The 16,308-nt window shown below is 70.5% G+C and carries 16 protein-coding genes; 7 read left to right on the plus strand and 9 right to left on the minus strand.

Annotation, left to right across the window (positions count from 1 at the left end):
• The first annotated feature begins 26 nt into the window (after positions 1-26).
• Complete coding sequence (locus tag IG99_RS18470) at positions 27-818, plus strand: S16 family serine protease (RefSeq protein ID WP_037675369.1); 792 nt, start codon at positions 27-29, stop codon at positions 816-818.
• Between the two features lie 116 nt (positions 819-934).
• Here the strand turns inward: IG99_RS18470 and IG99_RS18475 are convergent, their stop codons facing one another.
• The 5 genes from IG99_RS18475 to IG99_RS18495 form a co-directional block, all read right to left on the minus strand.
• A complete protein-coding gene (locus tag IG99_RS18475; RefSeq protein WP_078947783.1) occupies positions 935-1,816 on the minus strand; it encodes a glycine betaine ABC transporter substrate-binding protein in 882 nt (293 codons plus the stop codon).
• 68 nt (positions 1,817-1,884) lie between these two features.
• Positions 1,885-2,718, minus strand: a complete 834-nt coding sequence (locus IG99_RS18480) for an ABC transporter permease (protein ID WP_037675371.1) — start codon at positions 2,716-2,718, stop codon at positions 1,885-1,887.
• A complete protein-coding gene (locus IG99_RS18485; RefSeq protein ID WP_037675372.1) occupies positions 2,715-3,953 on the minus strand; it encodes a betaine/proline/choline family ABC transporter ATP-binding protein in 1,239 nt (412 codons plus the stop codon). The genes IG99_RS18480 and IG99_RS18485 overlap by 4 nt, the downstream gene beginning before the upstream one ends.
• Positions 3,946-4,593: an ABC transporter permease gene (locus IG99_RS18490; protein ID WP_037675373.1), complete on the minus strand. Its 648-nt coding sequence runs from the start codon at positions 4,591-4,593 to the stop codon at positions 3,946-3,948. The genes IG99_RS18485 and IG99_RS18490 overlap by 8 nt, the downstream gene beginning before the upstream one ends.
• Before the next feature lie 18 nt (positions 4,594-4,611).
• Positions 4,612-5,091, minus strand: coding sequence for an Lrp/AsnC family transcriptional regulator (locus tag IG99_RS18495; RefSeq protein WP_037675376.1), 480 nt, complete (start codon positions 5,089-5,091; stop codon positions 4,612-4,614).
• 122 nt (positions 5,092-5,213) lie between these two features.
• Here IG99_RS18495 and hppD point away from each other — a divergent pair, with 122 nt between their 5' ends.
• Positions 5,214-6,359 carry a 4-hydroxyphenylpyruvate dioxygenase gene (hppD, locus tag IG99_RS18500; RefSeq protein ID WP_037675377.1) on the plus strand — a complete coding sequence of 382 codons (1,146 nt, stop codon included), beginning with the start codon at positions 5,214-5,216 and terminating at the stop codon, positions 6,357-6,359.
• Between the two features lie 7 nt (positions 6,360-6,366).
• Here the strand turns inward: hppD and IG99_RS18505 are convergent, their stop codons facing one another.
• Positions 6,367-7,839: a tetratricopeptide repeat protein gene (locus IG99_RS18505; protein WP_037675379.1), complete on the minus strand. Its 1,473-nt coding sequence runs from the start codon at positions 7,837-7,839 to the stop codon at positions 6,367-6,369.
• Positions 7,840-7,931: 92 nt separating this feature from the next.
• On the opposite strand from IG99_RS18505, the gene IG99_RS18510 reads away from it, so the two are divergent.
• A complete protein-coding gene (locus IG99_RS18510) occupies positions 7,932-9,347 on the plus strand; it encodes an FAD-binding oxidoreductase (RefSeq protein WP_037675382.1) in 1,416 nt (471 codons plus the stop codon).
• Position 9,348: 1 nt separating this feature from the next.
• On the opposite strand, the gene IG99_RS18515 is transcribed toward IG99_RS18510, so the two are convergent.
• Complete coding sequence (locus IG99_RS18515; RefSeq protein ID WP_037675384.1) at positions 9,349-9,762, minus strand: SsgA family sporulation/cell division regulator; 414 nt, start codon at positions 9,760-9,762, stop codon at positions 9,349-9,351.
• A 241-nt stretch (positions 9,763-10,003) separates the two neighbouring features.
• On the opposite strand from IG99_RS18515, the gene IG99_RS18520 reads away from it, so the two are divergent.
• Both IG99_RS18520 and IG99_RS18525 read left to right on the plus strand, forming a co-directional pair.
• Entirely contained in the window at positions 10,004-11,473 is a 1,470-nt protein-coding gene (locus IG99_RS18520) for an RDD family protein (RefSeq protein ID WP_037675386.1), read from the plus strand.
• A 66-nt stretch (positions 11,474-11,539) separates the two neighbouring features.
• Complete coding sequence (locus tag IG99_RS18525) at positions 11,540-12,187, plus strand: RDD family protein (protein WP_037675388.1); 648 nt, start codon at positions 11,540-11,542, stop codon at positions 12,185-12,187.
• Between the two features lie 20 nt (positions 12,188-12,207).
• Here the strand turns inward: IG99_RS18525 and IG99_RS18530 are convergent, their stop codons facing one another.
• Positions 12,208-12,480, minus strand: coding sequence for a hypothetical protein (locus IG99_RS18530; RefSeq protein WP_037675389.1), 273 nt, complete (start codon positions 12,478-12,480; stop codon positions 12,208-12,210).
• Between the two features lie 344 nt (positions 12,481-12,824).
• Between IG99_RS18530 and IG99_RS18535 the strand changes: the two genes are divergently transcribed.
• Together IG99_RS18535 and IG99_RS18540 are read left to right on the plus strand one after the other, a co-directional pair.
• Positions 12,825-15,176, plus strand: a complete 2,352-nt coding sequence (locus IG99_RS18535) for an immune inhibitor A domain-containing protein (RefSeq protein WP_037675391.1) — start codon at positions 12,825-12,827, stop codon at positions 15,174-15,176.
• 145 nt (positions 15,177-15,321) lie between these two features.
• Positions 15,322-15,669 carry a hypothetical protein gene (locus IG99_RS18540; RefSeq protein WP_037675393.1) on the plus strand — a complete coding sequence of 116 codons (348 nt, stop codon included), beginning with the start codon at positions 15,322-15,324 and terminating at the stop codon, positions 15,667-15,669.
• A gap of 44 nt (positions 15,670-15,713) precedes the next feature.
• Here the strand turns inward: IG99_RS18540 and IG99_RS18545 are convergent, their stop codons facing one another.
• On the minus strand, positions 15,714-16,298 hold the full coding sequence (locus IG99_RS18545; RefSeq protein WP_037675394.1) for an isochorismatase family protein: 585 nt from the start codon (positions 16,296-16,298) through the stop codon (positions 15,714-15,716).
• Positions 16,299-16,308 lie beyond the last annotated feature (10 nt).

The following is a 16,308-nucleotide window of genomic DNA, read 5'->3' on the forward strand; positions in this document are numbered from 1 at the left end:
AACGTCCCCTCCGTTAGATTGATCCCGTGCTCTCTCGCCTCACTCGTCTCCAGGCCCTCGCCGTCTGTGCCGTGCCCGTCGTGGCGCTGGTCGCCACGGCCGCGTTTGTGCCGCTGCCGTTTTCCGTGGCGGAGCCGGGGATGACGGCGAACGTGCTCGGGGCGAACAAGGGGGAGGCGGTGATCACGATCTCCGGTGCGCCGACGCGGAAGACCAGCGGCCAGCTGCGGATGACGACCATCGAGGCGACCTCACCGGACGCGGACGTCTCGCTCGGCGACGTGATCGACGGCTGGTTCCGCGGCGACCAGGCGATCATGCCGCGTGACTCGGTCTACCCCAGCGGCGAGTCCACCAAGGAGATCGAGCAGCACAACACCGCGCAGATGAAGGAGTCCCAGGACACCGCGACCGAGGCCGCGCTCGACTACCTGCACCTCGACAGCAAGGACGTCAAGGTCACGCTGAAGCTCGCGGACGTCGGCGGCCCCAGCGCCGGACTGCTGTTCACGCTCGGCATCGTCGACAAGCTCGACGGCGACGGCAGCGGCGGCGACCTGACCGGCGGCCGCACCATCGCCGGTACGGGGACGATCGACGCCGACGGGAAGGTGGGCGCGGTCGGAGGCGTGGGGCTGAAGACGCAGGCCGCCCGCAGGGACGGCGCGACCGTCTTCCTCGTACCGAAGGACGAGTGCTCCGACGCCAAGTCCAACCTGCCGAAGGGCCTGCGCCTGATCCCGGTGACCACACTGAAGGGCACGGTCGACGCCCTCGTGTCCCTGGAGAAGGGCAAGGGCTCCGTCCCCACCTGTTAGTGGCTGTCCTGACCCACCGCGGCAGCCGCCGTGGTCCTGGGTACGGAGGCCGGTCGCAGACCCACCTCCGGGTCCGGCCCAGGCGGGCCCGAGCCGGCGCTCTTTCTTTATAAGCCCTACTTCACGAATCCCTCCTTCTTCAGCCAGTCCAACCCCACCTGATGCGGATCCTCCCCCTCCACGTCCACCTTCGCGTTCAGCTCCTGCGCCACCGTGTTGTCCAGCTTCTCGGTGATCGGGTTCAGTACCTCCGCGATCGCGGGCCACTTCTTCAGGGTCTCGGTGTTGATCTCGGGGGCCGCGTTGTAGTTGGGGAAGAACTTCTTGTCGTCGTCCATCACCACCAGGTCCATCGACGTGATCCGCCCGTCGGTGGTGAACACCTCCCCGTACACGCAGCTCCCTTTCGCAGCCTGCGTGTAGATGATCCCGGTGTCCATCTGGGTGATCCGGCCCGACGGCACGTCCATCCCGTACGCCCTCCGCATCCCCGGCAGCCCGTCCGCGCGGTTGGCGAACTCGCCCTCCACGCACAGCGTCACCGCGCCCGGATCCCTCTTGGCCAGCACGGCCACGTCGGACAGCGTCTTCGTGCCGTACTTCTTGAAGTTGGCCCGGTTCATCGCCAGTGCGTAGGTGTTGTTCAGCCGGGACGGCGGCAGCCAGGTCAGCCCGTTCCTCAGGTCGGCGTCGCGCACCGCCTCCCACTGGCGGTACGGGTCGGTGATGGGCTCGCTGTTGCCCTGGTACGTGATCCAGGCCGTGCCCGTGTACTCGTACATGGCGTCGGCGTCGCCCTTGAGGACCGCCTCCCGGCCGCCGATGGACCCCTGGATGCCGGTGCGGTCCAGGACGTCCGCTCCGGCCGCCTGGAAGGCGATGCCCATGATCGCGCCCATGACGAGGCTCTCGGTGAACGACTTGGACGTCACCGTCAGATGGGCGCCCTTGAGCGGCTCGCCCCGGCCGATCGAGCCCGGTTCGACGTCGTCGGCCATGGGGGAGCCGCTGGTCAGTCCGCAGCCGGCCGTCACAGCGAGAGCCGCCGCCGGCCACCCGAGCCGCCTCACCTCCCCACCTCCAGCCCGCGCGGCCGCAACAGCACCTCCGCCAGTGAGGCCAGCCAGTCGACGAGCAGCGCCAGGGCGACGGTGAGGACCGAGCCCAGCACCAGCACCGGCATCCGCTGGTTGGTGATGCCGGCGGTGATCAGCACGCCCAGGCCGCCGCCCCCGCCGAACGTCGCCAGGGTCGCGGTGCCGACGTTCAGGACGAGGGCCGTGCGCACGCCCGCCAGGATCAGCGGGACGGCCAGCGGGAGTTCGACCCTGCGGAGCACGCCCATCGGGGACATACCGATGCCCCGCGCCGCCTCCAGCACCGTCGGGTCGTTCGCCTTCAGGCCCGCGATGGTGTTCGACAGCACGGGCAGCACGGCGTACGCGATCATGCCGATCAGGGCCGATCTGCGGCCGATGCCCAGCCAGATCACCAGCAGGGCGAGCAGACCGATCGCCGGGGTCGCCTGGCCCATGTTGGCGATGGTCGTCGCGAGCGGGCTCGCCTTCCGGAACGCCCGGCGGGTCAGCAGGATGCCCAGCGGAATGGCGATGATCAACACGAAGAAGGTCGAGATCACGGTGAGCTGCACGTGCTGCCACAAAGCCTTGGAGACCTGGCCGTGCGCCAGCGCGTTCTCCGAGATCCGGTCCAGGTCCGCCTGCCGGAACCACAGCCAGGTCGCCAGCAGCAGGGCCACCAGGAACAGGGGCAGGATCGTCAGTTTCTGCCAGGTGATCCGTCCGCCCGCCGGGCTCGGCGGGGGAGGAGCCTCGGCCTCCTCCTCGTACACCGGGTCGTCCCGCTCCGTGCGGTCGTCCTCCAGATCGGGGGCCGTCACGCCTTCTCCTCCCCGCCGACGCCCTCCTGCTCCGCGTGCGTCTGCGCGGCCCGCAGCTCCTCCAACGCGTGACGGTGTTCGACGGCCGCCAGGCGGTCGGCCTCCATCAGCTGGTGCACGGAATTCATGAGCGTCTCCACGTCGACCACCCCGGTGTACTCCCCACGCCGTCCGGTGACCGGGACACGTCCGGCGCTGTCCGTGAGCACCGCCTCCAGCGCGTCCCGCAGGGTGGCGTCCCGGGTCACCGTGCCGGCCACCAGCGTGCCCGCGCGGGCCAGCGAGCCCCGGGCGCGCATCAGGTCGCCGCGCCGCAGCCACTTGTAGGGCCGGCCACGCTTGTCGAGCAGCAGGATCTCGTTGGAGCCGCTGTCGCGGAGCCGGTTGAAGAACTCCTGGAGCGGATCGTCGATGGTCACCGTCGGGTAGTCGGTGATCTCCACGTCCCGTATACGGGTGAGGTCGAGCCGCTTCAGGGCGGCGCCCGCGCCGACGAACCCGGAGACGAAGTCGTCCGCCGGGTTGGTGAGGATCGCCTCCGGGGTGTCGAACTGCGCGATGTGCGAGTGCTCGCGCAGCACCGCGATCCGGTCGCCCAGCTTGATCGCCTCGTCGAAGTCGTGGGTGACGAACACGATCGTCTTGTGCAGCTCGTGCTGGAGGCGGATCAGCTCGTCCTGGAGGTGGTCGCGGGTGATCGGGTCGACGGCCCCGAACGGCTCGTCCATCAGCAGCACCGGCGGATCGGCCGCGAGCGCCCGGGCCACCCCCACGCGCTGCTGCTGGCCGCCGGAGAGCTGGCGGGGGTAGCGGCCGTGGAACTCGCCGGGGTCGAGGCCGACGAGGTCGAGCATCTCCTCGACGCGGGCCGTGACCCGGTCCCTGGACCAGCCGGCCATCCTCGGGACCAGCGCGATGTTCTGGGCGACCGTCATGTGCGGGAACAGCCCGGAGGACTGGATCGCGTACCCGACCTCGCGGCGCAGCTTCACCGGGTCGATGTGGGTGACGTCCGCGCCGCCGATGCGGATACGGCCGCCGGTCGGCTCGATCAGCCGGTTGATCATCTTCAGGGTGGTCGACTTGCCGCACCCGGACGGGCCGACGAAGACGACCGTCTCACCCGCGCCGATCTCCATGTTCACGTTGTCGACGGCCGGGCTGGGACTGCCCGGGTACCGCTTGGAGAGGTTCTCCAGCTCGATCGTGGCGCCGGTGGCGCTCCTCTCAGGCACGGATCCCCCTCGGAATGGTCAGCCGGCCGATGACGACGTACGCGGCGTCGAACAGCAACGCCAGGACGACGATCCCGAGGGTTCCCGCGAGGACCTGGTTGAGCGCGTTGGCGCTGCCCAGGGAGGCGAGACCGCGGAAGATCTCGTTGCCGAGGCCGGGCCCGGAGGCGTAGGCGGCGATGGCCGCGATGCCCATCAGCATCTGGGTGCCGACCCGGATCCCGATCAGGATCGGCGGCCAGGCCAGCGGCAGCTCGACCCGCGCGAGCCGCCCCGGACGGGACATCCCGATGCCGTCGGCCGCGTCCACCAGTGACGGGTCGACGCCCCGCAGGCCCACGATGCAGTTCCGTACCACCGGCAGCAGTCCGTACAGCGTCAGTGCGATGACGGTGGGCTGCACGCCCAGGCCCACGACCGGGATCAGCAGACCGATCATGGCGAGGGAGGGGATGGTGAGGAAGGTCGCGGTGGTCGTGGTGGCGAGGTTGCCGGCCCACTCGGAGCGGTAGGTGGCGACCCCGATCAGCACGCCGATCGCGGTCGCCACGACCATGCACTGGAAGACGACACTGGCGTGCTGGTAGGCGTCGGTGAGCAGCTGCTGGTGCCGGTTGCCCAGGTACTCCCAGAAGTCCAACCCGCTCACCCCGCTCCGCTAAGTCCGTTCCGTGCCCTCCGCCGCCTGCTCCACCAGCGGGATGATCCGCAGCGGAACGGGGTTCTCCATCACGATCGCGGTGGAGGCCCGGACGATCCCATCAAAGCCGACGACCAGGTCGATGACCCGCTGGAGATCGGCGTTCGAGCGGGCCACCAGACGGCACAGCATGTCCCCGCTGCCGGTGGTCGTGTGCAGTTCCAGCACCTCCGGCACGGTCGTCAAGTGCGCCCGTACATCGGCCCCTTGCCCCTGCCGGATCTGGAGCGTCGCGAACGCGGTCACGGGATAGCCGAGCGCCGCCGGGTCCACCTCGGGCCCGAAGCCGCGGATGACTCCATTCGACTGAAGGCGGTCCAGCCTCGCCTGCACGGTCCCCCGGGCCACCCCGAGCCGCCGTGACATCTCCAGCACGCCGACACGCGGTTCGCGGGCCAGCAGCGCGATGATCCGGCCGTCCAGCCGATCGATCGCCACGGCACCTCCGGGGATGGTCATCATGTACAGAAAGACCGATACAACCGGCCTGGTGCTGAGCAGGTTGCCCAGTCGATACGCAAACTATTGCGCACCTTGCGAACCGGCGCGACGCTTTCGTCATGACCCAGACCACACACCACACTCCCGACACCGCCCGGCAGGCCGACCCCTTCCCGGTGAAGGGAATGGACGCGGTCGTCTTCGCCGTGGGCAACGCCAAGCAGGCGGCGCACTACTACTGCACGGCCTTCGGCATGCGGCTGGTCGCCTACTCCGGACCGGAGAACGGCAGCCGCGAGACCGCGAGCTACGTACTGGAGAACGGCTCCGCCCGCTTCGTGTTCACCTCGGTCATCAAGCCCGCCACCACCTGGGGCCACTTCCTCGCCGAGCACGTGGCCGAGCACGGCGACGGCGTCGTCGACCTCGCCATCGAGGTGCCGGACGCGCGCGCCGCGTACGCCTACGCCATCGAGCACGGCGCCCGCTCCGTCGCCGAGCCGTACGAGCTGAAGGACGAGCACGGCACCGTCGTTCTCGCCGCCATCGCCACCTACGGCAGCACCCGGCACACCCTCGTCGACCGCAGTGGCTACGACGGCCCCTACCTGCCCGGCTACGAGGCCGCCGCCCCGCTGGTCGAGCCGCCCGCCCACCGCACCTTCCAGGCCGTCGACCACTGCGTCGGCAACGTCGAGCTCGGCCGGATGAACGAGTGGGTGGAGTTCTACAACAACGTCATGGGCTTCACGAACATGAAGGAGTTCGTGGGCGACGACATCGCCACCGAGTACAGCGCGCTGATGTCGAAGGTCGTCGCCGACGGCACCCTCAAGGTCAAGTTCCCGATCAACGAGCCCGCCGTCGCCCAGAAGAAGTCCCAGATCGACGAGTACCTGGAGTTCTACGGCGGCGCGGGCGTCCAGCACATCGCGCTCAACACCAACGACATCGTCCAGACCGTACGGACGATGCGGGCGGCCGGCGTGCAGTTCCTGGACACGCCCGACTCGTACTACGACACCCTCGGCGAGTGGGTCGGCGACACCCGCGTCCCCGTCGAGACCCTGCGCGAACTGAAGATCCTCGCCGACCGCGACGAGGACGGCTACCTGCTGCAGATCTTCACCAAGCCGGTCCAGGACCGGCCGACCGTCTTCTTCGAACTCATCGAACGCCACGGCTCGATGGGCTTCGGCAAGGGCAACTTCAAGGCGCTCTTCGAGGCGATCGAACGCGAGCAGGCCAAGCGCGGCAACCTGTAACGGGCGCTCACTCCTCCTCTTCGGGCTCCTCCGCTTCGGGCTCCTTCTCCTGCGGCTCCTCCCCGTCGTCCATCACCGGCACGTCCGTCCACGGCGCCTCACCGAGTTCCGCCAGGGCCGTGCGTGCCGCGGGCGCGCCCAGCAGCGAGAAGTACGGGTTGATCCGCAGCGCCTCCTCCAGGTGTCTGCGGGCCGGCCCGCCCAGCCGCAGCCGCCGCTCGATCATGCCCCGGTGGTACAGGTACGACGCGCTGCGCACCATGCCCCCGTGGGCCCGGTCCGTGGCGACCGCCGCGAACCGCAGCCCCTCCTTGCTCTCCCCGGCCCGGTGCAGCGCCCATCCGAGCGCGTCCGCCACCTCGATCCCCGGCTGCCGCGCCCACTCCTCGCGCAGCAGCCGCACCGCCGTCAGCGGGTCGCCGTGGTCCGCCTCGAACACCCCGAGGACCAGATCCCCGTCGACCCCGCCCGCCGCCTCCCGCCGCACCCGGTCGCGCAGCAGGTCGTACTGCACCTTCGCCGCCTGCGACAGCCCCAGCGACTCGTACAGCTCGCCCAGCTCCAGCGCGTACTGCGGCACCGGCTGCCCCGCGAGCGCCACCCGGTACGCGCTCAGCGCCTCCGACGTCCGCCCCAGCGCCGCCAGCGCCCGCCCCTGCCCGGCCTGCGCGGCCCGCTGGTCAGGGTCGAGCCGCACCGCCTCCTCGAAGTGCCGCAGCGCGGCCTCCCGCTCACCGCGCTCCCACGCCAGCTGCCCGGCCCGCTCCAGCCACGCCGCCCGCTCGGCCGGCGCCTGCGCCTGCGCCACCGCGTCCGACAGCGCGGCCGCCGCGTCCTCCCGCCAGCCCTGGTCCCGGTAGACGGCCGCGGCCCGCGCCAGGACGACCGGCCCGGAGTGCAGCTCGACCAAGCGGTCCAGCGCCCGCTTCGCCGCCTTGTGGTCGCCGAGCCCGGTGTAGGCGTCGATCAGCGGGGGATACGCCGTCCACCGCTTCCGGTCCGCCTTCAGCGCGGCCTCGCCCAGCTGCCGCGCCGCCCGGAAGTCCCGGCGCGCCACGGCCAGCGCCGCCAGGCCGTCCAGCGCCTCCGGGTTGCGCCGCGGGCGCACCGTCAACGACGTCCGCAGCGCCCGCTCGGCCTTCGGGTAGTACGCGGCGGCGTCGGCGGTCCGCCGGCCCTGCTCGACGTAGGCCGCCCCGAGCACCGCCCATGACCGCGCGTCCTTGGGATGCTTCCGCAGCCGCGCCTCGCGCTCGCTGATCAGCACCGCCAGATCGGGCAGCGCGGCCGGCACCCCGGCCCGTACCGCCGAACCCGCCTGCGCTCCCGGAGCCGGGCCCACCGGCCGAGCGGTCTGCCGTCCACCCTGCAGGAACAGCAGCACCGCGCCGACGACCGCACCCACCGAGAGCAAGACGACGAGCGTCCGCCTGAGCACCCGCCCGCGCCCCTGCCTCACCGCGCCCTGTTCGTTCTCCATGGCGCTCACTGTGCGGCAGCACGACGAGCGCACCCCGGCGGCCCAAGGGGGCCGTGGGCGGGGTTCACACCGATGGCCCCGGGTGCGAACCTGTGATCATGAGCCGTTTCGAAGCGCCCCGCACCGAGGACACGGCGACAACGGGCAGCCTCGTCGACCGCCTGCTGAGCGGCCTGCCCGCCGAGGCGATCCACACCGACCCCGACGTCACCGCCTCCTACGCCAACGACATGGCCAGCTTCTGCCCGGCCGGCACCCCCGCGGTCGTCGTCCTGCCCCGCACGGTCGAACACGTCCAGCACGTCATGCGCGTCGCGACCGAGCTGCGCGTCCCGGTCGTCCCACAGGGCGCCCGCACCGGCCTGTCGGGCGCCGCGAACGCCTCCGACGGCTGCGTCGTGCTGTCCCTCACCAAGATGGACCGCATCCTGGAGATCAACCCCGTCGACCGCATCGCCGTCGTCGAACCGGGCGTCGTCAACGCAGCCCTCTCCCGCGCGGTCGCCGAGCACGGACTCGCCTACCCTCCCGACCCCTCCAGCTGGGAGATGTGCACCATCGGCGGCAACATCGGCACCGCGTCCGGCGGGCTGTGCTGCGTGAAGTACGGGGTGACCGCCGAGTACGTTCTCGGTCTCGACGTGGTGCTCGCCGACGGGCGGCTGATGTCCACCGGCCGCCGCACCGCCAAGGGCGTCGCCGGGTACGACCTCACCCGCCTCTTCGTCGGCTCCGAGGGCTCCCTCGGCATCGTCGTACGGGCGACCCTCGCCCTGAAGCCGCAGCCGCCCGGGCAGCTGGTGCTGGCCGCCGAGTTCGCCTCCGGCGCCGCCGCCTGCGACGCGGTGTGCCGGATCATGGCGGGCGGGCACGTCCCGTCCCTCCTCGAACTGATGGACCGTACGACGGTGAAGGCCGTCAACGACCTCACCCACATGGGCCTCCCCGAGACCACCGAGGCCCTGCTCCTCGCCGCCTTCGACACCACCGACCCGGCCGCCGACCTCGCCGCCGTCGGCGCGCTGTGCGAGGCCGCCGGCGCCACCCAGGTCGTACCGGCCGAGGACGCGGCCGAGTCCGAACTGCTCCTCCAGGCACGGCGCTCCTCGCTCGTCGCGCTGGAGGCGGTCAAGGGCACCACGATGATCGACGACGTGTGCGTGCCCCGCTCCCGGCTCGGCGACATGCTCGACGGGGTCGAGCGCATCGCCGAGAAGCACCGGCTGACCATCGGCGTCGTCGCCCACGCGGGTGACGGCAACACCCACCCCACCGTTTGCTTCGACGCCCAGGACCCCGACGAGTCCCGGCGCGCCCGCGAGTCCTTCGACGAGATCATGGCGCTCGGCCTGGAACTCGGCGGCACCATCACCGGTGAGCACGGCGTCGGCGTACTGAAGAAGGAGTGGCTGGCGCGCGAGATCGGCCCCGTGGGCGTGGAGATGCAGCGGGCCGTCAAACAGGTCTTCGACCCGCTGGGCATCCTCAATCCCGGCAAGCTGTTCTGACTCACCGCGCGAGCAGCTGGGCCAGGGCGTCGTCCAGCCCCAGCTGCTCGGCCTCGGTGCCCGGTGGCACCACCCGCAGCGTCCGCTCCAGCCAGGCCGACACCGGCGCGGCGGGCGCCTGGAGCAGTGCGTCCCCCTCGGGTGAACTCAGCGCCATCAGGACGACGGCGCGACCGTCCACCTTCGTGGGCCACACCCGCACGTCCCCGTTCCCGCACGGCCGGAACACCCCCTCGACCAGGAGTTCACGCGCGAACGTCCACTCCACCGGGTGCTCGGAGGTGATGTGGAAGGTGACGTGGACGGCGAACGGGTCTTCGCTGCGGTAGGCCAGTCTGGCCGGGACCGGGATGCTGCGCTCCGGCGACAGGACGAGTCTGATCTCCAACTCGCGTTCCACCACGGTGTGCTGCATGGTCGTACGTCCTCTCTCCTACGGCCCTGTGGGCGGGCCCGTGCCGGGAGAGAGGGGGTTCGGCCCAAAGCATTACGCGGGTTCGGCGGGATTTTCTTCCGACTGCGTTCCGCTCGTGTGAAGTACGTGTACGAGGTTGCCCGGAAAGGAGTGGGTACGACAGGACAGGCGCTGCGGCGTGCGCCGGGATGATAGATGTGGAGCCCCTCAACGACCCCCGAGCAGATACGGGACGACGGACATGAGCGCCCCAACCCCGGCACCCGGCGACGACAGGCCCCGCGAAGGGTATTACCCTGACCCGTCCATCCCTGGATACGTCCGGTACTGGAACGGCTCCGCCTGGGTGCCGGGCACCAGCCGTCCGGCGCCGTCCGACGGCGAACCGCTCACGCCCCCGTCCTCCGTGGAGGAGACGGGGCCGCACTTCTTCGACGAGGACCCGGAACCGGCGCCCGCCGCGGGCGACGAGCAGCAGTACGGCAACCGTCCCGAGCCGGCGTCCGCGTGGGGCGCCGAACGCTCCCGACAGTCCGGCTTCGGCGGGGAGCAGGACCGGCGGGTGTCGTGGGGCGCACCGCAGGGCGCCGATCCCAGGGTGCCGTCCGGAACCCCGTCCCAGCCCGACGGCCACTCCGCCCACACCGACGGCACGGCCACGATCCCGCCCACCGGCCCCGAACCGTCCCCGGGCCCCGGCAACCCGGCCTCCGGCAGCACCTTCGTCTTCCGCCGCCCCAGAAACGACACCCCGCCCGTCCCCGACGACGGCACGATGACGTTCCGCCGCCAACAGTCACAGCAGGGGCCGCGGGGCGGGGGCCCGGGAGCATCCCAGGGGGCGGCGGCGGGGTTCGGTACGCAAGGCCCGGTCGGTATGGGGGCTCCCGGAGCGGGTGCCGGCCCCGGCTTCGGCGCGGGCAAGGCGGCGGCCGAGCGTGCGGCGCAGGCCCAGGCTGCCCCACACAGCACCGACATCCCGAACACCCCGAACACCCCGAACATCCCGAACTCCGCCGGCGCCCCGAGCGTCGTCCCCCAACAGGCCGCCCCCGCGCAGGTGGCGGCCTCCACCCCGATGGCCGCCGACGTCGGGGGTGGGCAGCAGTCATGGGCGCAGCAGGTGCACCGGCTGGCGGAGGCGGGGGAGGACGAGCAACGCGTCGCACCCTGGAAGCCGCCCGTCGAGGACATGTTCCAGGCGGCCGCGCGACGGCAGGCGGCGGCGCGTCCCGCGGGAATGGGCAAGCGGCTCGTCGCCCGGCTCATCGACACCGTCGTCCTCGCCGCCGTCGCCGCCGCGGCCGCCGTCCCGCTCGGCGTCAAGGCGCTCGACCACGTCAACGAGAAGATCGACGAGGCCAAGCTCTCCGGCCGCACCGTCACGGTCTGGCTGCTCGACGGCACGACGGCGACCTACCTCGGCATCGTCCTCGCCGTCCTGCTCGTGTTCGGCGTCCTCTACGAGGCGGTGCCCACCGCCAAGTGGGGCCGCACCCTGGGCAAGAAGCTGCTGGGTCTGGAGGTGCGGGACATCGAGGCGCACGAACCGCCCACCTTCGGCGGTGCCCTGCGCCGCTGGCTGGTCTACAGCGTCCCCGGCCTGCTCGGCATCGGTGTCCTCGGAGTGCTCTGGTGCCTGTTCGACCGGCCCTGGCACCAGTGCTGGCACGACAAGGCCGCGCGCACCTTCGTCGCCGGCCGCGTCTAGCGGAGCCGTACTCCGGACGGCGGCCCGCCGGATGCGGAGCCGGTGGGTTCGCGGTGCACTCGGGCCATGACCACCGAACCGCCTCCCGGCTCCGGAGACCAGCCGCCGGAAGACGACGACCGCTTCAGGAAGCGGCCCCCGCAGGGCGAGGGTGCCGGTTCGCCGTACGACGCCCCGCACGGGGGTCAGCCGCCGCCCCCTCCGTACGGACAGGGCCCGGGCGGCCCGTACGGCGGGGGCCCGCACCCGGGTGATCCGCTCGCGGGCATGCCCCCGCTCGCCGACAGCGGCAAGCGCACCCTCGCGCGCATCATCGACATGATCCTCGTCGGCATCGTGGTCTGGCTGGTCACCTGGGGGTTCAACGTCCACGAGTACAACGTGGACAGCGACCGCATCGAGGTCGGCAAGTCCCTGGGCCAGTCCGTGGTCGCCGCCGTGCTCTACATCGCGTACGACACCTTCCTGATCAGCAGGTCGGGACAGACGCTGGGCAAGAAGTGGCTGGGCATGCGGGTGGCGAACCTCGACAACGGCGCCACTCCGTCCGTGCAGACGTCACTGGTGCGCGCGTCGGTGCTGTGGCTGCCGTTCGCGTTCTGCTGCGCCTGCGTCTGGACCATCATCTGTGGCGGCTGGAGCTTCTTCGACAAGCCGTACAAGCAGGGACTGCACGACAAGGCGGCGAAGACCGTGGTGGTCACGATGACATGAGCCCAAGGACTACGGCGGGTTCAGGGAGCGGACGTCTCGCGCACCGGTTCCGGTGTGCCCGCCGTGACCGAGGCCGCCACGGGCTGTGGTGCCGGGGACGTCGCCGCGGCCCGGGGGGCCTGCTTCGGCAGGGGTACCGTCATGGCGACGAGGAGCCCTAGGGCGAGTGCGGCCAGGGCGATGACCGCGATCCCCCCACCCGAACTCGTCTGCGACAGCAACAGCATGGCGAGCGTCGAGAAGATCACGGTGCACGAACCGTAGGCGATCTGTGCGGCAGTCGGACGAGGCATGGCAATCGTGTCCTCGAAGTGGGGGTGTCCTACTCGGCTGCATGCCCGAACAGATCGAACAGTAAGCGTGACCTAACCAACACTACCGGTGCACGGGGGGCGCACGGAGTCATGCCGTCCAGTAAGTGGACGAACCCGCGCGCCGGTTATGCCAAGGTCATGTGTTCGCAATGCGGACGTGGGCTCCCAATAATGCACTTGACCTGCTCAAGTCAAGGTCTGTCTTTTCTTGCCAACCAGTAGTCAAATGTCGTCACTTGACTACACGCGTATAACCGCGCGCGGACTTCCATGACCAGGGACCCCCCTTCCGCGCGTACGGGCGCGTCAGGGGAGGACAGCAAGTGACCAGCAGACCCTGGACTTTCAGGGCCGCCGCGACGGTCGTCGCGCTCGCGGCGGCCTCGGCGACGTTCTCGACGTTCGCCGTGGCACAGGCCGCCGACCACGCGTCGGCAGGTACACCCGCAGTGGACCGGCACGACCCGCAGCCGGCCAAGATGAAGGAACACGACTTCGACGGGCCGCTGAGCAAGACTCAGGAGGCCCAGCGGGAAGAGGCCCTGAAGCAGGTCATATCCGGCAAGGCCAAGGTCAAGGACCGCGAGGGCTCGAAGGTCGTCCAGCTCAAGAGCACCAAGGGCGACAGCAAGTACGTCGAGCTCGGCCGCGAGAAGACCGACAAGATCTTCACGATCCTCGTGGAGTTCGGCGACAAGGTCGACAGCCGCTACGGCGGCACCCCCGGCCCGCTGCACAACAAGATAGCCAAGCCGGACCGCAAGCAGGACAACAGCACCGCCTGGCAGGCGGACTACGACCAGAAGCACTTCCAGGACCTGTACTTCGGCGCCGGCAAGAACACCGAGTCGCTGAAGAAGTACTACGAGAAGCAGTCCTCGGGCCGCTACTCGGTCGACGGTGAGGTCACCGACTGGGTCAAGGTCCCCTACAACGAGGCCCGCTACGGCTCCAACGACGCCTCCACCGGCGCCTGGTACGCCGTGCAGGACGGCGTCAACGCCTGGGTCGCCCAGCGCAAGGCGGCCGGTGACAGCCCCGCCAAGATCAAGAAGGAACTGGCCGCCTTCGACCAGTGGGACCGTTACGACTTCGACGGCGACGGCGACTTCAACGAGCCCGACGGCTACATCGACCACTTCCAGATCGTGCACGCCGGTGAGGACGAGTCGGCCGGCGGCGGCGCCCAGGGTGAGGACGCCATCTGGGCCCACCGCTGGTACGCCTTCGGCACCGACTCCGGCACCACCGGCCCGGCCACCAACAAGCTCGGCGGCACCCAGATCGGCAACACCGGCATCTGGGTCGGCGACTACACCATCCAGCCGGAGAACGGCGGACTCGGTGTCTACGCCCACGAGTACGGCCACGACCTCGGCCTGCCCGACGAGTACGACACCTCCGGCGGCGGCGACAACTCCACCGGTTTCTGGACCCTGATGTCGTCCGGCTCCTGGCTCGGCACCGGCAAGGAGGCCATCGGCGACCTGCCCGGCGACATGAACGCCTGGGACAAGCTCCAGCTCGGCTGGCTCGACTACGACGTGGCCAAGGCCGGCGTCCGGTCCAACCACAAGCTGGGCGTCGCGGAGTACAACACCGCGAACCCGCAGGCCCTCGTGGTCACGCTGCCGGACAAGCGCGTCACCACCAAGGTCGTGACCCCCGCGCAGGGCGCCACCCAGTGGTGGAGCGGCAGCGGCAACGACCTGCGCAACACCCTGTCCCGCTCGGTCGACCTGACCGGCAAGACCACCGCGAGCCTCACCCTCGACGGCTGGTGGGACACCGAGAAGGACTTCGACTACGTCTACACCGAGGTGTCCACCGACGGCGGCGCCAACTGGACGCCCGTCGACGGCAAGCTGGCCGACGGCACCGCCATCCCCCGTGACGGCAGCGGCAAGCCCGTCCTCACCGGCACGGTCACGGCGTACCAGAAGCTGACGTACCCGCTGGACGCGTACGCGGGCAAGAAGATCGACCTGCGCTTCCGCTACCAGACCGACGGCGGTGTGGCCCAGCAGGGCTTCGCGGCCGACGAGATCACCGTCACCGCGAACGGCGCGACCGTCTTCGCCGACAACGCCGAGTCCCAGGACGCGGGCTGGACGGCGAACGGCTTCACCCGCATCGGCGCGTCCATCACGGACGACTACCCGCAGTACTACATCGCCGAGAACCGCCAGTACGTGTCGTACGACAAGACCCTCAAGGTCGGCCCGTACAACTTCGGCTTCACGTCGACCAAGCCGTCCTGGGTCGAGCACTACGCGTACCAGAACGGTCTGCTCATCTGGAAGTGGGACACCTCCCAGGCGGACAACAACACCAGCCAGCACAAGGGCACCGGCCTGATCCTTCCGGTCGACTCCCACCCGCAGGCGATGAAGTGGTCCGACGGCACGTTCATGCCCAACCGGGTCCAGTCCTTCGACTCGACCTTCAGCCGCTACCTGACCGACGCGTTCACGCTCCACAAGGCGGGCGCGGCGACCAAGGTCAAGGCGAGGGCCGGCGTCCCGGTCTTCGACGACGGCACGTCGACGTACTACGACCCGAAGACCCCGCTCGCGGGCGTCAAGGTCACTGACACCAACACCCGGATCAAGATCACTCAGGAGCCGGCCGACGGCTCGACGATCTCGCTCCAGGTCGGACCGTCCGCGAAGTAGTCGACGTTTCCGCAGGTCAGAAGCGCATCGGCGGCGACCCCCTGGCGGGTCGCCGCCGATCGTGTTTAGGTGCGTGCTGTGGTTTCCTTATTGACACCGACGTTGACACCGACGTCGACACCGACGCGCACGGGGGTCTGACCGCATGGCCGCAGGAGGCTTCTGCAAGTTGCCGAACGGCATGGTGGTGGTGGCACTCAACCTGCCCAGCCCCGCCGCCGACGGCTTCGCCGGGAGCACCGCTCCCGGGGGAGTGCGCGTGCTCGTCCACGCGCAGAACCGCGCCCGGGCCCTGACCAGGCTCCGCAACCTCGGCATGCGCGCGATCTACCTGCGGGGCAACGCCGCCCCGCCCACCCCGGACGAGATCACGGCCGTCCTGCACCACCCCGACGGCCTGATATGGCGCACGGCCCCCGACAACGGGGTCACGGTCATCGAACTGTGGCGCCCGATCCGCTCCCTCCTGAGGCGGCCCACGCCCCAGACATGACCCCCGTGAGCCCCCGTGAGTCCCGCGCCGCGGCCGGGGAGCCGCTACACCACCGGCTTCCCGGAGAGCTCCACCCCGGCCGCGCGCAGCTCGCCCAGCGCTCGGTCGGTGGTCTCCTCGGCCACTCCGGCGGTGAGGTCCAGCAGGACCTGGGTGCGGAAGCCCTCGCGGGCCGCGTCCAGGGCGGTGGCCTTCACGCAGTGGTCGGTCGCTATGCCCACGACGTCCACCTCGTCGATCTCCCGGGCGCGCAGCCAGTCGCTCAGCTTCACCCCGTTCTCGTCGGTGCCCTCGAACCCGCTGTAGGCGGCCGCGTAGGCCCCCTTGTCGAAGACCGCGTCGATCGCCCCGGACGCGACCGCGGGCGCGAAGTTCGGGTGGAAGCCGACACCCTCCGTACCCGCGACGCAGTGCGCGGGCCAGGAGCGGACGAAGTCGGGGTTGTCGGCGAAGTGACCGCCGGGTGCGATGTGGTGGTCGCGGGTGGCCACGACATGCCGGTAGCCGGCCGGCGCCTGCCCGATGAGTTCGGTGATGGCGGCGGCGACGTCGGCACCCCCGGCCACCGCGAGACTGCCCCCCTCGCAGAAGTCGTTCTGCACGTCTACGACGATCAAGGCGCGGCGCATGGTCGGTGTC

Source organism: Streptomyces griseus subsp. griseus (assembly GCF_000720255.1).
GTDB classification, from domain to species: domain Bacteria; phylum Actinomycetota; class Actinomycetes; order Streptomycetales; family Streptomycetaceae; genus Streptomyces; species Streptomyces griseus_I.

Excerpts from the sequence above, each read along its gene's own strand:
- IG99_RS18475 (WP_078947783.1), bottom strand. The coding sequence starts at position 1,816 with ATGGCCGACGACGTCGAACCGGGCTCGATCGGCCGGGGCGAGCCGCTC.
- hppD (WP_037675377.1), top strand. The coding sequence starts at position 5,214 with ATGACCCAGACCACACACCACACTCCCGACACCGCCCGGCAGGCCGAC.
- IG99_RS18505 (WP_037675379.1), bottom strand. The coding sequence starts at position 7,839 with ATGGAGAACGAACAGGGCGCGGTGAGGCAGGGGCGCGGGCGGGTGCTC.
- IG99_RS18515 (WP_037675384.1), bottom strand. The coding sequence starts at position 9,762 with ATGCAGCACACCGTGGTGGAACGCGAGTTGGAGATCAGACTCGTCCTG.
- IG99_RS18520 (WP_037675386.1), top strand. The coding sequence starts at position 10,004 with ATGAGCGCCCCAACCCCGGCACCCGGCGACGACAGGCCCCGCGAAGGG.
- IG99_RS18525 (WP_037675388.1), top strand. The coding sequence starts at position 11,540 with ATGACCACCGAACCGCCTCCCGGCTCCGGAGACCAGCCGCCGGAAGAC.
- IG99_RS18530 (WP_037675389.1), bottom strand. The coding sequence starts at position 12,480 with ATGCCTCGTCCGACTGCCGCACAGATCGCCTACGGTTCGTGCACCGTG.
- IG99_RS18540 (WP_037675393.1), top strand. The coding sequence starts at position 15,322 with ATGGCCGCAGGAGGCTTCTGCAAGTTGCCGAACGGCATGGTGGTGGTG.
- IG99_RS18545 (WP_037675394.1), bottom strand. The coding sequence starts at position 16,298 with ATGCGCCGCGCCTTGATCGTCGTAGACGTGCAGAACGACTTCTGCGAG.